This window comes from Streptomyces sp. NPDC029159, from assembly GCF_055564055.1.
This window is the reverse complement of sequence record NZ_JBVHWT010000004.1, coordinates 330,475-344,500: the sequence shown is the minus strand read 5'-3', so window position 1 is coordinate 344,500 and position 14,026 is coordinate 330,475. Positions and strand designations below refer to the sequence as shown.

Below are 14,026 nucleotides of genomic sequence, written 5' to 3'. Positions count from 1 at the left end.
TCCGGGCACCCGCCGAAACCCGCCCCGTACGGGTGGTCAGGGACGGCCGTGGCCGTCAGTTCCCCCGTCCACCGGCGCGCGGGGCGGGCAGCGCACGCCGCCCCGCACGCCGCCGGCCGCGCCGCGCGAAGGCGCCCACCGGCTCCCGGCGGCGCTGCGCCGCATCGCTGATCCGGAGCAGCACGGCGACCATCATCCAGTTCGCCACCAGCGACGATCCGCCCTTGGCGAGGAACGGCAGCGCCTTGCCGGTCAGCGGGATCAGCCCCGTCACCCCGCCGGCGACCACGAAGACCTGGAGTATCAGCGCGCCCGACAGCCCCACGGCGAGCAGCTTGCCGAACGGGTCACGGGCGCTCACTCCGACCCGGAACCCGCGCTGCGCGAGGAGGGTGTAGAGCAGCAGGACGGCCATCACCCCGGCCATCCCCAGCTCCTCGCCGACGGTGGTGAGGATGAAGTCGCTGTTGCCCGCGAACCCGACCAGCTCGGGGTGGCCCTGACCGAGCCCGGTGCCGCCGACGCCGCCGCTGCCGAAGCTGAACAGCGACTCCGCCGACTGCGCGGAGATCAGCCCCGGCGGCCGCTTCTCCGGCGGCAGGAAGATGTCCATCGGGTGCAGCCAGGCCATCACCCGGCCCTTGACGTGCGGCTCCGCCGACCCCACGACCGCCGCGCCGACCGCCGCCATCAGCAGGCCGCAGACCACCCAGCCGGTCCGCTCGGTGGCCATGTAGAGCATGATCACGAAGACGCCGAAGAAGATCAGCGACGTCCCCAGGTCGCGCTCGAAGACCAGCACCAGCAGGCTGATGATCCAGATCGTGAAGATCGGCCCGAGCTGGCGTCCGGGCGGCAGCTGCACGCCCATCACCCGCCGCCCGGTCAACGCCAGCGCATTGCGGTTCACCGTCAGATACCCGGCGAAGAACACCACGATCATCAGCTTCACGAACTCGCCGGGCTGCAGCGACAGCGGCCCGAGCAGGATCCACCGCTTGGCGCCGAACTGGTCCGCGCCGAAGAACGCCGGCGCCATCAGCAGTACGAGCCCGACCGCCATCGTCAGATACACGTAACGCTGGAGCACCCGGTGGTCGCGCAGGAGCAGCAGGATCCCCACGCAGACCGCCACCCCCAGGCCCGTCCACACCAGCTGCCCGGTGGCCGCCTGCGCGGTCTGCAGGCGTGGCAGCCGTTCGTAGGTGATGTCGAGACGGTTCAGCAGGACGAGGCCGATGCCGGTGAGCAGGGTGGCCAGCGGCAGGATCAGCGGGTCGGCGCGCTCGGCGACGCGGCGGACGACCAGATGCGGCACCAGCGCGATCAGCACCATCGCGGCGGTGAACCACCCCATCCCGTCGGGCAGCCGCCCCTCCATCGACAGGCCGGTGTACGCGTAGCCGCCGACGGTGATCGCGACGGCGAAGGCGAGCATGTACGCCTCGGTCCGGCGGCGGTCCGGTGCCTGGGCGAGCGCGGCGAACGTCATCGTGCGCTCGACGTCGCTCTCCTCCCGCGCGGCACGCGCCGCACTCCTCGCTCCTCGCACCTGTCTCCTCCGTCATCCGCGAAGCTGCCCGCCCCGGTGGCCGGCCCGGCAACCTTCAGGGAAGACCGAGGCCCGGGGCGCCGGGTTGCGACGACGGCCCCTGATGTGTCCGATTCGGCACGGTATCCGGCCGGGACGGTGCAGGGTGTGGCTCCGCCGGAGTCTCCACCTGCGGCCCGCCCGTGGCCCGGGCGACCCGTTTCCGGCTCGACTGGCACTCCACTTGACCGAGTGCTAACCGCGTCATAGTGTCGGCGTTGGCACTCTCCGAAGGGGAGTGCTAAGCACGGCGATGGGCTGGTCCGGCACCCGCGACGACGGATCCAACTGCTCGCCACCTCAGACAGTTAACCCCGTGAGATCTCCGAAGGGGGAGGTCGGATCGTGACGACCGCCAGCACCAAGGTTGCCATCAAGCCGCTTGAGGACCGCATTGTGGTCCAGCCGCTCGACGCCGAGCAGACCACGGCCTCTGGCCTGGTCATCCCGGACACTGCCAAGGAGAAGCCCCAGGAGGGCGTCGTCCTGGCCGTCGGTCCGGGTCGCTTCGAGGAGGGCAACCGTCTTCCGCTCGACGTTTCCGTCGGCGACGTCGTGCTCTACAGCAAGTACGGCGGCACCGAGGTGAAGTACAACGGCGAGGAGTACCTCGTCCTCTCGGCTCGCGACGTTCTCGCGATCGTCGAGAAGTAAGTCACCCAGCATTCTGCTGTGATCTGCGCCCCTGGTTCCCGCGTCCAAGCACCGGGGCAGGGGCGCAGTTCGTTGAGAGCACGACGTTAAGGACACGTAACTCATGGCGAAGATCCTGAAGTTCGACGAGGACGCCCGTCGCGCCCTGGAGCGCGGCGTCAACAAGCTGGCCGACACGGTGAAGGTGACGATCGGCCCCAAGGGCCGCAACGTCGTCATCGACAAGAAGTTCGGCGCGCCGACCATCACCAACGACGGCGTCACCATCGCGCGTGAGGTCGAGGTCGACGACCCCTACGAGAACCTCGGCGCCCAGCTGGTGAAGGAGGTGGCGACCAAGACCAACGACATCGCGGGTGACGGCACCACCACCGCCACCGTGCTGGCCCAGGCGCTGGTCCGCGAGGGCCTGCGCAACGTCGCCGCCGGTGCTTCCCCCGCCGCCCTGAAGAAGGGCATCGACGCCGCCGTCAAGGCCGTCTCCGACGACCTGCTGGCGACCGCGCGTCCCATCGAGGACAAGACCGACATCGCCGCCGTCGCGGCCCTGTCCGCCCAGGACAAGCAGGTCGGCGAGCTGATCGCCGAGGCGATGGACAAGGTCGGCAAGGACGGTGTCATCACCGTCGAGGAGTCCAACACCTTCGGTCTGGAGCTGGACTTCACCGAGGGCATGGCCTTCGACAAGGGCTACCTCTCGCCCTACATGGTCACCGACCAGGAGCGGATGGAAGCGGTCCTGGAGGACCCGTACATCCTCATCCACCAGGGCAAGATCGCCTCGATCCAGGACCTGCTCCCGCTGCTGGAGAAGGTCATCCAGGCGGGTGGCTCCAAGCCGCTGCTGATCATCGCCGAGGACGTCGAGGGCGAGGCCCTGTCGACCCTGGTCGTGAACAAGATCCGCGGCACCTTCAACGCCGTCGCCGTCAAGGCGCCCGGCTTCGGTGACCGCCGCAAGGCGATGCTCGGCGACATGGCCACCCTCACCGGTGCCACCGTCATCGCCGAGGAGGTCGGCCTCAAGCTCGACCAGGCCGGTCTGGACGTGCTGGGCACCGCCCGCCGCGTGACCGTCACCAAGGACGACACCACCATCGTCGACGGTGGCGGCAACTCCGAGGACGTCCTCGGCCGCGTCAACCAGATCAAGGCCGAGATCGAGACCACCGACTCGGACTGGGACCGCGAGAAGCTCCAGGAGCGCCTCGCCAAGCTCGCCGGTGGCGTCTGCGTCATCCGCGTGGGTGCGGCCACCGAGGTCGAGCTGAAGGAGAAGAAGCACCGTCTGGAGGACGCCATCTCCGCGACCCGCGCCGCGGTCGAGGAGGGCATCGTCTCCGGTGGTGGCTCCGCGCTCGTCCACGCCGCCAAGGTGCTGGAAGGCGGCCTGGGCAAGGAGGGCGACGAGGCCACCGGTGTCGCCGTCGTCCGCCGCGCCGCCGTCGAGCCGCTGCGCTGGATCGCCGAGAACGCCGGCCTCGAGGGCTACGTCATCACCTCGAAGGTCGCCGAGCAGGACAAGGGCCAGGGCTTCAACGCCGCCACCGGCGAGTACGGCGACCTGGTCAAGGCCGGCGTCATCGACCCGGTGAAGGTCACCCGCTCCGCCCTGGAGAACGCCGCCTCCATCGCCTCGCTGCTCCTCACGACCGAGACCCTGGTCGTCGAGAAGCCCGCCGAGGAGGAGCCCGCCGAGGCCGGCCACGGCCACGGCCACGCCCACTGACCCGGCCCTGAACAGGCCGCGCCGGTAGCGCCGCACGAGGCCCGGTCCCCGCTGGGGGGCCGGGCCTTGCGCTATGCGGCGGACGGAGCGCCGTCCCCGCCGTCGTCCTCGTCCGCCCATTGCCGCAAGCGGGCACCTCGACTCTCCGACACCCGGTGCACCTCGGTGAGCGCGCCGCTCAAGTCGTAGGCCAACAGGTGAATCTCACCGGGCGTCCACGCGCACGAGGCGAGGACGCGCCGCGCCTCCTCGATGAGAACGGCCGCCGCCTCCATCTGCTCCGCCTCCATCCGATCGGCGAGCCGCGAGACGTACCCGGTCCCGGTGCCGCCGATCAGGTAACACGGCCTCCCGTCGGCACCGGCCCACGGCAGCAGGCGCGCACGGTCCAGGGACTCCATCAGGCGGCCACCTCCGCCGCACCACGCAGCAGGTCCGCCCCGGCAACACCGCGCGCCGCCGACCACAGCCTGCGCCGCTGTGCCCGCCGCCCCCGGTGCTCCTGCCGTTCCGAGGACGCGAGGACGTAGGGGCGTACCAAGGGGACGTCTTCGCTTTGCGGCGAGGGGACGGGCGCGAACGCCGGACCTGCGGGCGGCGTGTCTGCGTGGAGCCCGACGGGACGCGGGTGTGTGGCCCGATGGCAGCCCTGGGCGGGCAGTAGTCGGGCCAGCAGCGTTTCGAAGATCGTTCGGATAAAGTGCAGCACTGTCGTCAACCTCCATGGGGTTGAGGGCCACGCCCCCGGGCCGTCCAGCAACGGTCGCGGGGGTCTCGTGTGTGGCGAGTGGGCTGGTGTTTGCCTGACTCCCCGGCTGTGCACCGGTTGTAGTCAATTGGTCACCAAGGTGGCCCAACTTCCCATAGGCTGGCCCGACTTAAGTGGACGTTCTTAGGTCTGTCGCCCGCTGTGGCACTGCGTCGGGACGTCGGAGTGGGAGGTCGCAGCGGTGGACGAGACGCATTTCCCCGGGGTCTTAAGTCCCCTCCAGTGCTTCGGTTCAGACGTGAAACGGGTACGCCTCGGGCGCAAGCTCACGCAGAAGCAGCTGGGCGCGGCCACGGGCTACACCGATGCCTACGTCAGCATGGTCGAGTCCGGGAAGCAGACGCCCAGCATGAAGTTCGCCACGGGATGCGACCTGGCGTTCGGGACGAACGGCCTGTTCGCCGGCATGCTCGTGCGGCTCCTTGAGGGGGATCACCCGAGCTGGTTCATTCCCTACCTCGAAAAGGAGAAGAGGGCGACCAGCACCTGCGACTACTCGGTCACCGGCATCATGGGCCTCTTGCAGACGGAGGCATACGCCCATGCGATCTTCCGCGCCGGGTTCCCTCATGCCCGCGCCGATGTGATCCGGGGCAAGGTCGAAGCCCGTATAAGGCGCCGCGAAGTGATGCAGCGGGAGAATCCGCCGACGCTGTGGGCAGTCCTCCACGAGGCGTGTCTGCGCACGATGGTTGGCGGACCTGCCGTCATGGCGGACCAATTGCAGTATCTGATCGCCTCAGCCGAGCGCCCTGACACCGACATCCAGGTGATCACCTATGCGGCCGGGGCTGCGGCGGCGCACCTTTCGGCCTTCACGCTCCTGATGTTCGAATCCGCCCCTACGATCCTGTACTCGGACTTGCCGCAAGGCGGCAAGATGTACGACAAGGGGATGGTCGTTACGGATGCTGTCCGTCACTACGAGCGATTGCGGGCGCACGCGCTCTCCCCAGACGATTCCCTCGCCCTGGTCAAGGATTTGCACAAGGAGTACACCTCATGACCGCAGGCATCGACCTCGCCGCCGCTACGTGGGTCAAGTCCTCGTACAGCGGCTCCAACGGGGGGCAGTGCGTCGAGGTCTCCCGGACCTTCGCGGTGTCCGGGCTGGTTCCGGTCCGGGATTCCAAGGCCCCGCAAGGCCCCGCGCTGGTCTTCCCGGCCAATGGTTGGTCGTCCTTCCTCTCCGCCGTCAGGGACGGGGAATTGCCAGTCACCTGACGGGCGTTGCGCGCAGTCACCCAGGTGGACGGGCGGTCCCCGGAGGCGGGGCGCGTCGTCGTACCGTCGGGGCTAGATCTCCAGCGAACAGCGAGGAGGGCGTATGACCCCCAGCGGTGACGGTCGTCAGCCGGAGGAGCCCCGAGACTTCCGCCCGCTGCGCCGCCGCGGCGTCCAGCGGCTCGCGCGGGAGCGGTGGGGTGAGGGGCGCTCCATCTGGTCGACGGATGTCGGGGAGCGGGAGCTGGTCGTCGATCAGGTCGGTGTGAGTGAGGAGCCGGCGTCCGTGGCCGTCGCGGAGGTGCTCGGGATCGAGCCGCGCGAGGCGGTGTGCGTGCGCAGTCGCCGGTTCGTCCTCGACGGGAAGCCGGTGCTGCTGGCGGAGAGTCGTCTGCCTGCCGCGCTGGTGGCCGGTTCGGCGATCGTCGAGGAGGACACCGGCCCCGGTGGCGTCTACGCCCGCCTCGCCGAGCTGGGCTCCGGACCCGTGCGCTTCCGGGAGGAGATCCGCAGCCGGATGCCGTCCCGGGACGAGACGGACTGGCTGCGCCTCGGCGTGGGTACGCCCGTGATCGTCATCGTCCGCACCGCCTTCGCGGACGGCGGCCGTCCCGTCGAGGTCAACGAGATGGTCCTGGACTCGTCCGCGTACGTTCTCGAATACGACATCGAGGCGTAGCGGGGGCGGCGAACCGCAAGGGGCGGGGCCCGTCCCTTACGGACCGGACCGGGGCGCGCCTCCGCGCGCCCCGGCCGCGTCCCGGTCGGCCCCGGCCGTCACCCGTTACTTCGGCCCGAACTTCCGCCCTGTGCGTGAGGTCAGGCCGCCGAGCATGCCGCGGGGGGCCAGCTTCGCGGCGCCCATCAGGGCCTTGTAGCGCGGGTCGGGGATGGAGAGTGAGCGGCCGCGGGCCAGGTCCTTCATCGCCGCGTCGACCAGCTTGTCCGCGTCCAGCCACAGCCAGCTGGGGATGTTGTCCGTGCCCATCCCGGCCCGCTGGTGGAACTCCGTCCGGACGAAGCCGGGGCAGAGCGCCAACAGTCGCACCCCGCTGTGCGCCAGGTCCCGCGCCGCGCCCTGCGTGAACTGGACCACCCACGCCTTGCTCGCACCGTAGGTGCCGCGCGGTACGAACGCCGCGACGGAGGCGACGTTGACGACCCCGCCGCGCCGCCGCTCCCGCATCCCGCGCACCGCCGCCGTGGTCAGCCGCAGTACCGCCTCGCAGTGCACCTTCAACATGGCCAGTTCGTCGTCCATCGGCACATCCAGGTACTCACCCTTGTTGCCGAAGCCCGCGTTGTTGACCAGCAGGTCCACCGGGTGCTTCCGGTCGCCGAGCCGCTCCTCGACCGCGGCGATGCCCTCCTCGGTGGCCAGATCGGCGCTCAGCACGCTCGCCTCGATGCCGTGCAGGTCGTGCAGTTCGGTCGCCTGCCGGTGCAGCCGCTTCTCGTCGCGCGCCACCAGGACGAGGTTGTGGCCGTCGTGCGCGAGGCGCCGGGCGAACGCCGCCCCGATGCCCGAGGTCGCTCCCGTGATCAATGCAGTCGTCATGCGGGCACGCTATCCGGCCCGGATGACATGAACGCACCCGTCCGGCCCCCCACCCGACCGGCCTGCGGAGGCCACCCCCGCCCGAGCGGAACCAGGCCGCCGGCAAAGGGGCGTGATCAAAGCCGCAACCCTTATTTCCCTCCTACCCCCAAGTCTCGCTTATGCTGGAGTCATGATCGAGGCTCGCCATCTCCGTGTGCTGCGTGAGGTCGCCCGTACCGGCTCGTTCTCCGCCGCCGCCCGGGAGTTGGGCTGCACCCAGCCGGCCGTCAGTCAGCAGATGAAGGCCCTGGAGCAGTCGGCGGGCACTCCGCTGCTGATCCGTACCGGCCGCGAGATGCGGCTGACTCAGGCGGGCGAGGCGCTGGTGCGCCACGCCGTCGGCATCCTCGCCGGGCTCACCGCCGCCGAGGAGGAGGTCGCCGCCATCGCGGGGCTCCGCGCCGGCCGCGTCCGCCTGGTGTCCTTCCCCTCCGGCAGCTCCACGCTGGTGCCCGCCGCGCTGGCCGCCATGCGCGCCGCCCATCCGCGCACCCGCGTCTCCCTGGACGAGGCCGAGCCGCCCCGCTCGATCGAGATGCTGCGCAACGGCGACTGCGAGATCGCGCTGGCCTTCCGCTACCCGGAGGTGCGCGCGGCCGCCCCGGAAGCCTGTTCCGACTGGGACGACCTGGTCGTCCGCCCGGTCCTCGCCGACCGTCTGGTGGGCCTGGTCCCGGAGGGGCACCGCCTCGCCGCCACCGGCTCCGCCGCCTTCGGCGACCTCGCCGACGAGCCGTGGATCGCGGGCTGCCCCCGCTGCCGTACGCATCTGGTCGAGGTGTGCGAGCGCGCCGGGTTCACCCCGCGGATCGACTTCGCCACCGACGACTACCCGGCCGTGATCGGCCTGGTCGGCGCTGGCCTGGGCGTCGCGGCGCTCCCCGAGCTGACCCTCGCGTCGGTACGCCCCAAGGGGGCGCGGACGGTGCGCCTGGAGCCCGCCGTGCACCGCGAGATCGTCGCCCTCACGCTGCCGGACCTCGCCCGGGTCCCGGCCGTCGGCGCCATGCTCGATCAGCTGGAGTGTGCCGCCGCTCGCTGATCCGGCGGCGTACGGCCCATGTGTCCGCATCGGCGCAGGGCAGCGCGAAGCGTCACCACACCCCTGTCCGAGGTGCGGCCACGCCTGTGGAGGAACGTTTCTGCTGAGCGGATCGGCTGTCCGGTGTCAGCCGCTCTGGGCGCCCGCGGGGCCGACCAGCGTGGTCGCGGGGACCATCCGGTGCCGGGCCCGGCCCATCAGCTCCTCGCGTTCGTCCTCGGTCAGGCCGCCCCAGACCCCGTAGGGCTCGCGGACGGCCAGCGCATGCGCCGCGCATTCGGCCCGTACGGGGCAGCGCATGCAGACCTCCTTCGCCGATGTCTCACGCGCGCTGCGGGCGGCGCCGCGCTCCCCTTCGGGGTGGAAGAACAGCGAACTGTCCACACCGCGGCAGGCTGCCAGCAGCTGCCAGTCCCAGAGGTCTGCGTTCGGGCCCGGGAGGCGGGAGAAATCTGCCATTGCGTATCCCCTCGAAGCGATTGCTGTATCGGGCTCGGTGATGACGACGGTACATCTACTGTCTAAGTAGATGTAAATATGACTCATTGCGAATCTAGCGTCAGATCGCCAGAAAATGAAAGGAAGGGAGCCAAACAGGGCATAAGGTTCATTCGGGGGCGAGTGATCGCCCACGGCGGCACTGTTCGTCGGCGTATCGTCTGCGTATCCGGGCCCTTACGCAGCGTGCCGAATTCGATGCTCGAACCCGTAACTCTTTCGAGTGACCGTCGTTGAGTGTGCGAAAGCGGTTGGCGGAGTTAGTGATCGGGCAGGTGTCCGAGCCCGTCAAGCGCACAGGTGACGATACGTACCAGCCTGGAGGCTCAAGGTGACGCGCAGCAGCTGTGAGAGTGGCGGGGGACAGTCATGACTTCCGTCCTCGTCTGCGACGACTCCCCGCTTGCCCGAGAGGCGCTCCGCCGCGCGGTTGCGACCGTTCCCGGCGTCGAGCGTGTGACGACGGCCGCCAACGGCGAGGAAGTCCTCCGCCGCTGGGGTGCCGATCGCTCGGATCTGATTCTGATGGACGTGCGGATGCCCGGTCTGGGCGGTGTGGAGACGGTGCGCCGGCTGCTGTCCGCCGATCCGGGTGCCCGGATCATCATGCTCACGGTGGCCGAGGATCTCGACGGCGTGGCCCTCGCGGTCGCCGCCGGGGCCCGCGGTTATCTGCACAAGGACGCCTCGCGCGCCGAGCTGCGGGCCACGGTCACCCAGGCGCTCGCGGACCCGACGTGGCGGCTCGCCCCACGGCGGCTGCGGTCGGCCGAGATGGGTGCCGCCCCGACGCTCACCGCCCGCGAGATCCAGGTGCTGGAGGGCATGAGTCACGGCCGTTCCAACGCCGAGATCGGCCGGGAGCTGTTCCTCTCCGAGGACACGGTCAAGACCCACGCCCGGCGGCTGTTCAAAAAGCTCGGCGCCTCGGACCGCGCCCATGCGGTGGCCCTGGGCTTCCGTTGGGGTCTGGTGCGCTGACCTGCGGGTCAACGGGGTCACGGCGGCTCTCTCCGGCAGGAGAGCGAGCGTTGTGGCCCCCTTGTCGCGTGGGTGACGGGCGGTGCGGCGCAGGTCGCGCGCGGGGGAGCGCCGCCGTCCGTACGGCGGGCCGTGCCGGTCTTCGGGGGCCGGGCGTCGCTCGGCGGCGTCCCCCGGAGCGGTCCGAGAGCGGTGTGGGCAACCCTTAGACGTCGAAACGTCACGGGATGCCGCATCCTTGACGTGTGACTCCTCCCCGGCGGAGGCCGGGGCTTCTCACTCGGCCAAGAAGAGACCTCATGACGGACAAGCCTTACCCGATGCCTCACGGCACGGATACACGCTACCGGCGAGGACTCGACGTCGGCATGGGCACAACCCGATCGGGGGAGGCGTGGGACGTGCGTGCTAACGCGGCGGCTCGTAACGGTTCAGTGCACAACGACGAGGGCGGTGCCGAGAGCGGTGCCGCGTCAAGGCACCATGGTCCGATGCGCGATGACGGCAAGCAGGAGATCGGTGATCTCGTTGCACGCGCAGTCGAGGGGGACCAGCGGGCCACGCACGACCTCCTGGCCCATGTGCACCCGCTGGCGCTGCGCTACTGCCGGACCCGTCTCTCCCGGCTCCCGGGGGACGCCCGGCACTTCGTCGAGGACCTGGCGCAGGAGGTCTGTGTCGCGGTGCTCTGCGCGCTGCCGCGCTACCGCGACACCGGGAAGCCGTTCGAGGCGTTCGTCTTCGCCATCGCCGGACACAAGGTCGCCGATCTCCAGCGCGCCGCGATGCGCGGGCCCGGGAGTACGGCGGTGCCGTCCGACGAGATGCCCGAGCAGCCGGACAACTCGCTCGGGCCCGAGGAGCGGGCGCTGCTGAGCAGCGATGCCGCGTGGGCGAAGAAGTTGCTGGCCAACCTGCCGGAGAACCAGCGGGAGCTGGTGTTGCTGCGGGTCGCGGTGGGGCTGACGGCGGAGGAGACCGGGCAGATGCTCGGGATGTCGCCGGGTGCGGTGCGGGTCGCGCAGCACCGGGCGTTGAGCAGGCTGCGGGCGCTGGCCGAGCAGTAGGCCCGTGGTGGCGTGATCCGTGCGCCGATGGCCGGATGTGGCCGTAGGAAGGTACGGGTGATGAGGCCCTCATTCCTCGTGGAATGAGACGCCACTTCAGGCCGTTAGCATGGACGTCCGCGCCGAGGCAAGAGCATTGGGGAAGGTGTCATGAGCGACAACGTCGATGGAGTACCTGAGAAATTTGCGACACTCGGGCTGACCTACGACGACGTGCTGCTGCTGCCGGGCGCATCCGAGGTGCTGCCCAACGCGGTCGACATCTCGTCCCGTATCTCGCGCAACGTCCGGGTGAACATCCCGCTGCTCTCCGCCGCGATGGACAAGGTCACCGAGGCCCGGATGGCCATCGCGATGGCGCGGCAGGGTGGCGTCGGTGTGCTGCACCGCAACCTGTCGGTCGAGGACCAGGTCAACCAGGTCGACCTCGTCAAGCGGTCCGAGTCCGGCATGGTGACCGACCCGATCACCGTGCACCCGGACGCGACGCTCGGTGAGGCCGACGCCCTGTGCGCGAAGTTCCGCATCAGCGGCGTCCCGGTGACCGACGCGGCCGGCAAGCTGCTCGGCATCGTCACCAACCGTGACATGGCCTTCGAGCCCGACCGCAGCCGTCAGGTGCGCGAGGTCATGACGCCGATGCCGCTGGTCACCGGCAAGGTCGGCATCTCCGGTGTCGACGCGATGCAGCTGCTGCGCCGCCACAAGATCGAGAAGCTTCCGCTGGTCGACGACGCGGGTGTCCTCAAGGGCCTGATCACGGTCAAGGACTTCGTCAAGGCCGAGCAGTACCCGAACGCGGCGAAGGACGCCGAGGGCCGTCTCCTCGTCGGTGCCGCCGTCGGCGCGAGCCCCGAGGCGCTGGAGCGGGCGCAGGCGCTGGCCGAGGCGGGCGCGGACTTCCTGATCGTGGACACCTCGCACGGCCACAACAGCAATGCGCTGAACTGGATGGCGAAGATCAAGTCCAGCGTGAACGTCGACGTCATCGGCGGCAACGTCGCGACGCGGGACGGCGCGCAGGCCCTGATCGACGCCGGTGTCGACGGCGTCAAGGTCGGTGTCGGCCCCGGCTCCATCTGCACCACCCGCGTCGTCGCCGGTATCGGCGTCCCGCAGGTCACCGCGATCTACGAGGCGGCGCTCGCCGCCCGCGCGGCCGGCGTCCCGGTCATCGGCGACGGCGGCCTGCAGTACTCCGGCGACATCGGCAAGGCGCTCGCCGCCGGTGCCGACACGGTGATGCTGGGCAGCCTCCTCGCCGGCTGTGAGGAGTCGCCGGGCGAGCTGCTGTTCATCAACGGCAAGCAGTTCAAGTCGTACCGCGGCATGGGCTCCCTCGGGGCGATGCAATCCCGTGGCCAGGGCCGTTCGTTCTCCAAGGACCGTTACTTCCAGGCCGACGTCGCCTCCGACGACAAGCTCGTGCCCGAAGGCATCGAGGGCCAGGTGCCCTACCGCGGCCCGCTGGCCAACGTGCTGCACCAGCTCGTCGGCGGCCTGCGCCAGACGATGGGCTACGTGGGTGCCGCCTCCATCGACGAGATGGAGTCCAAGGGCCGCTTCGTCCGGATCACCTCGGCGGGTCTCAAGGAGAGCCACCCGCACGACATCCAGATGACGGTCGAGGCGCCGAACTACAGCCGTAAGTAGCACCACGCCCGTGAGGGGCGGCACCGGACGCTCCGGAGCCGCCCCTCACACGCGTGTCGGAGATACTGGGACACGCAGACCAAGAGGGAAAGGCCCCACAACGTGACTGAGATCGAGATCGGGCGCGGCAAGCGCGGCCGCCGGGCGTACGCCTTCGACGACATCGCCGTCGTACCGAGTCGCCGCACCCGCGACCCGAAGGAGGTCTCGATCGCCTGGCAGATCGATGCCTACCGCTTCGAGCTGCCGTTCCTGGCGGCCCCGATGGACTCCGTGGTCTCGCCGCAGGCCGCCATCCGCATCGGTGAGCTGGGCGGCCTCGGCGTCCTCAACCTGGAGGGCCTGTGGACCCGCTACGAGGACCCGGAGTCGCTGCTCGCCGAGATCGCCGAGCTGGACGGTGACGCGGCCACCAAGCGGATGCAGGAGATCTACGCCGCGCCGATCAAGGAAGAGCTGATCGGCCGGCGCATCAAGGAGGTGCGCGACTCCGGTGTCGTCACCGCCGCCGCGCTCTCCCCGCAGCGCACCGCGCAGTTCTCGCAGGCCGTGGTGGACGCCGGCGTCGACATCTTCGTGATCCGCGGGACGACGGTCTCCGCCGAGCACGTCTCGTCGGCGGCCGAGCCGCTCAACCTCAAGCAGTTCATCTACGAGCTGGACGTCCCGGTGATCGTCGGCGGCTGCGCCACGTACACCGCGGCGCTGCACCTGATGCGGACCGGCGCGGCCGGTGTGCTGGTCGGCTTCGGCGGCGGCGCGGCGCACACCACCCGTAACGTGCTCGGCATCCAGGTGCCGATGGCGACGGCGGTGGCGGATGTCGCGGCGGCGCGGCGGGACTACATGGACGAGTCCGGCGGCCGGTACGTCCACGTCATCGCCGATGGCGGCGTGGGCTTCTCCGGCGACCTGCCGAAGGCCATCGCCTGCGGTGCGGACGCCGTGATGATGGGCTCCCCGCTGGCCCGTGCGACGGACGCGCCCGGCCGCGGCCACCACTGGGGCATGGAGGCGGTCCACGAGGACGTGCCGCGCGGCAAGCGCGTGGACCTCGGCGCGGTCGGCACCACCGAGGAGGTGCTGCTCGGCCCGTCGAGCAGGCCCGACGGTTCGATGAACTTCTTCGGTGCGCTGCGCCGGGCGATGGCGACGACCGGCTACTCCGAGCTGAAGGAGTTCCAGCGCGTCGAGGTGACGGTCGACCCGTCGTAGTAC

At 70.2% G+C, this 14,026-nt stretch carries 13 protein-coding genes and 1 pseudogene; 10 read left to right on the top strand and 4 right to left on the bottom strand.

What is annotated here, in order from left to right:
• Positions 1–55: 55 nt before the first annotated feature.
• Entirely contained in the window at positions 56–1,492 is a 1,437-nt protein-coding gene (locus tag ACZ4U4_RS11125; protein WP_467872104.1) for an FtsW/RodA/SpoVE family cell cycle protein, read from the bottom strand.
• A 444-nt stretch (positions 1,493–1,936) separates the two neighbouring features.
• On the opposite strand from ACZ4U4_RS11125, the gene groES reads away from it, so the two are divergent.
• Together groES and groL are read left to right on the top strand one after the other, a co-directional pair.
• Complete coding sequence (groES, locus tag ACZ4U4_RS11120) at positions 1,937–2,245, top strand: co-chaperone GroES (RefSeq protein ID WP_030287454.1); 309 nt, start codon at positions 1,937–1,939, stop codon at positions 2,243–2,245.
• A 103-nt stretch (positions 2,246–2,348) separates the two neighbouring features.
• Positions 2,349–3,974, top strand: coding sequence for a chaperonin GroEL (gene groL / locus ACZ4U4_RS11115; protein ID WP_467871656.1), 1,626 nt, complete (start codon positions 2,349–2,351; stop codon positions 3,972–3,974).
• A 71-nt stretch (positions 3,975–4,045) separates the two neighbouring features.
• On the opposite strand, the gene ACZ4U4_RS11110 is transcribed toward groL, so the two are convergent.
• Positions 4,046–4,375 carry a hypothetical protein gene (locus ACZ4U4_RS11110; protein ID WP_467871654.1) on the bottom strand — a complete coding sequence of 110 codons (330 nt, stop codon included), beginning with the start codon at positions 4,373–4,375 and terminating at the stop codon, positions 4,046–4,048.
• 549 nt (positions 4,376–4,924) lie between these two features.
• Between ACZ4U4_RS11110 and ACZ4U4_RS11105 the strand changes: the two genes are divergently transcribed.
• The 3 genes and pseudogenes from ACZ4U4_RS11105 to ACZ4U4_RS11095 form a co-directional block, all read left to right on the top strand.
• Positions 4,925–5,749: a helix-turn-helix domain-containing protein gene (locus ACZ4U4_RS11105; RefSeq protein ID WP_467871651.1), complete on the top strand. Its 825-nt coding sequence runs from the start codon at positions 4,925–4,927 to the stop codon at positions 5,747–5,749.
• A complete protein-coding gene (locus ACZ4U4_RS11100; protein ID WP_467871648.1) occupies positions 5,746–5,967 on the top strand; it encodes a DUF397 domain-containing protein in 222 nt (73 codons plus the stop codon). Before ACZ4U4_RS11105 ends, ACZ4U4_RS11100 begins: the two co-directional genes overlap by 4 nt.
• A gap of 142 nt (positions 5,968–6,109) precedes the next feature.
• Positions 6,110–6,646 (top strand): annotated as a pseudogene (locus ACZ4U4_RS11095) (GntR family transcriptional regulator); the annotation flags it as partial.
• A gap of 105 nt (positions 6,647–6,751) precedes the next feature.
• Here ACZ4U4_RS11095 and ACZ4U4_RS11090 read toward each other — a convergent pair.
• Positions 6,752–7,525, bottom strand: a complete 774-nt coding sequence (locus tag ACZ4U4_RS11090) for an SDR family NAD(P)-dependent oxidoreductase (protein WP_467871646.1) — start codon at positions 7,523–7,525, stop codon at positions 6,752–6,754.
• A 172-nt stretch (positions 7,526–7,697) separates the two neighbouring features.
• On the opposite strand from ACZ4U4_RS11090, the gene ACZ4U4_RS11085 reads away from it, so the two are divergent.
• Positions 7,698–8,609: a LysR family transcriptional regulator gene (locus tag ACZ4U4_RS11085; RefSeq protein WP_030287463.1), complete on the top strand. Its 912-nt coding sequence runs from the start codon at positions 7,698–7,700 to the stop codon at positions 8,607–8,609.
• Between the two features lie 126 nt (positions 8,610–8,735).
• Here the strand turns inward: ACZ4U4_RS11085 and ACZ4U4_RS11080 are convergent, their stop codons facing one another.
• Positions 8,736–9,068 carry a WhiB family transcriptional regulator gene (locus ACZ4U4_RS11080; RefSeq protein ID WP_030287465.1) on the bottom strand — a complete coding sequence of 111 codons (333 nt, stop codon included), beginning with the start codon at positions 9,066–9,068 and terminating at the stop codon, positions 8,736–8,738.
• 408 nt (positions 9,069–9,476) lie between these two features.
• Here ACZ4U4_RS11080 and ACZ4U4_RS11075 point away from each other — a divergent pair, with 408 nt between their 5' ends.
• From ACZ4U4_RS11075 to ACZ4U4_RS11060, 4 genes are all read left to right on the top strand, one after another.
• Positions 9,477–10,088 carry a response regulator transcription factor gene (locus ACZ4U4_RS11075; RefSeq protein WP_003948568.1) on the top strand — a complete coding sequence of 204 codons (612 nt, stop codon included), beginning with the start codon at positions 9,477–9,479 and terminating at the stop codon, positions 10,086–10,088.
• Positions 10,089–10,579: 491 nt separating this feature from the next.
• Positions 10,580–11,155, top strand: coding sequence for a sigma-70 family RNA polymerase sigma factor (locus ACZ4U4_RS11070; RefSeq protein ID WP_391643486.1), 576 nt, complete (start codon positions 10,580–10,582; stop codon positions 11,153–11,155).
• A gap of 150 nt (positions 11,156–11,305) precedes the next feature.
• A complete protein-coding gene (guaB, locus tag ACZ4U4_RS11065; protein WP_467871642.1) occupies positions 11,306–12,808 on the top strand; it encodes an IMP dehydrogenase in 1,503 nt (500 codons plus the stop codon).
• Positions 12,809–12,910: 102 nt separating this feature from the next.
• Positions 12,911–14,023, top strand: coding sequence for a GuaB3 family IMP dehydrogenase-related protein (locus ACZ4U4_RS11060; RefSeq protein ID WP_467871639.1), 1,113 nt, complete (start codon positions 12,911–12,913; stop codon positions 14,021–14,023).
• Positions 14,024–14,026: the final 3 nt, after the last annotated feature.

Bases quoted from the DNA above. Each gene is read 5' to 3' on its own strand.
- ACZ4U4_RS11125 (WP_467872104.1), bottom strand. From the start codon at position 1,492: ATGACGTTCGCCGCGCTCGCCCAGGCACCGGACCGCCGCCGGACCGAG.
- groL (WP_467871656.1), top strand. From the start codon at position 2,349: ATGGCGAAGATCCTGAAGTTCGACGAGGACGCCCGTCGCGCCCTGGAG.
- ACZ4U4_RS11110 (WP_467871654.1), bottom strand. From the start codon at position 4,375: ATGGAGTCCCTGGACCGTGCGCGCCTGCTGCCGTGGGCCGGTGCCGAC.
- ACZ4U4_RS11100 (WP_467871648.1), top strand. From the start codon at position 5,746: ATGACCGCAGGCATCGACCTCGCCGCCGCTACGTGGGTCAAGTCCTCG.
- ACZ4U4_RS11090 (WP_467871646.1), bottom strand. From the start codon at position 7,525: ATGACGACTGCATTGATCACGGGAGCGACCTCGGGCATCGGGGCGGCG.
- ACZ4U4_RS11085 (WP_030287463.1), top strand. From the start codon at position 7,698: ATGATCGAGGCTCGCCATCTCCGTGTGCTGCGTGAGGTCGCCCGTACC.
- ACZ4U4_RS11080 (WP_030287465.1), bottom strand. From the start codon at position 9,068: ATGGCAGATTTCTCCCGCCTCCCGGGCCCGAACGCAGACCTCTGGGAC.
- ACZ4U4_RS11075 (WP_003948568.1), top strand. From the start codon at position 9,477: ATGACTTCCGTCCTCGTCTGCGACGACTCCCCGCTTGCCCGAGAGGCG.
- ACZ4U4_RS11070 (WP_391643486.1), top strand. From the start codon at position 10,580: ATGCGCGATGACGGCAAGCAGGAGATCGGTGATCTCGTTGCACGCGCA.
- guaB (WP_467871642.1), top strand. From the start codon at position 11,306: ATGAGCGACAACGTCGATGGAGTACCTGAGAAATTTGCGACACTCGGG.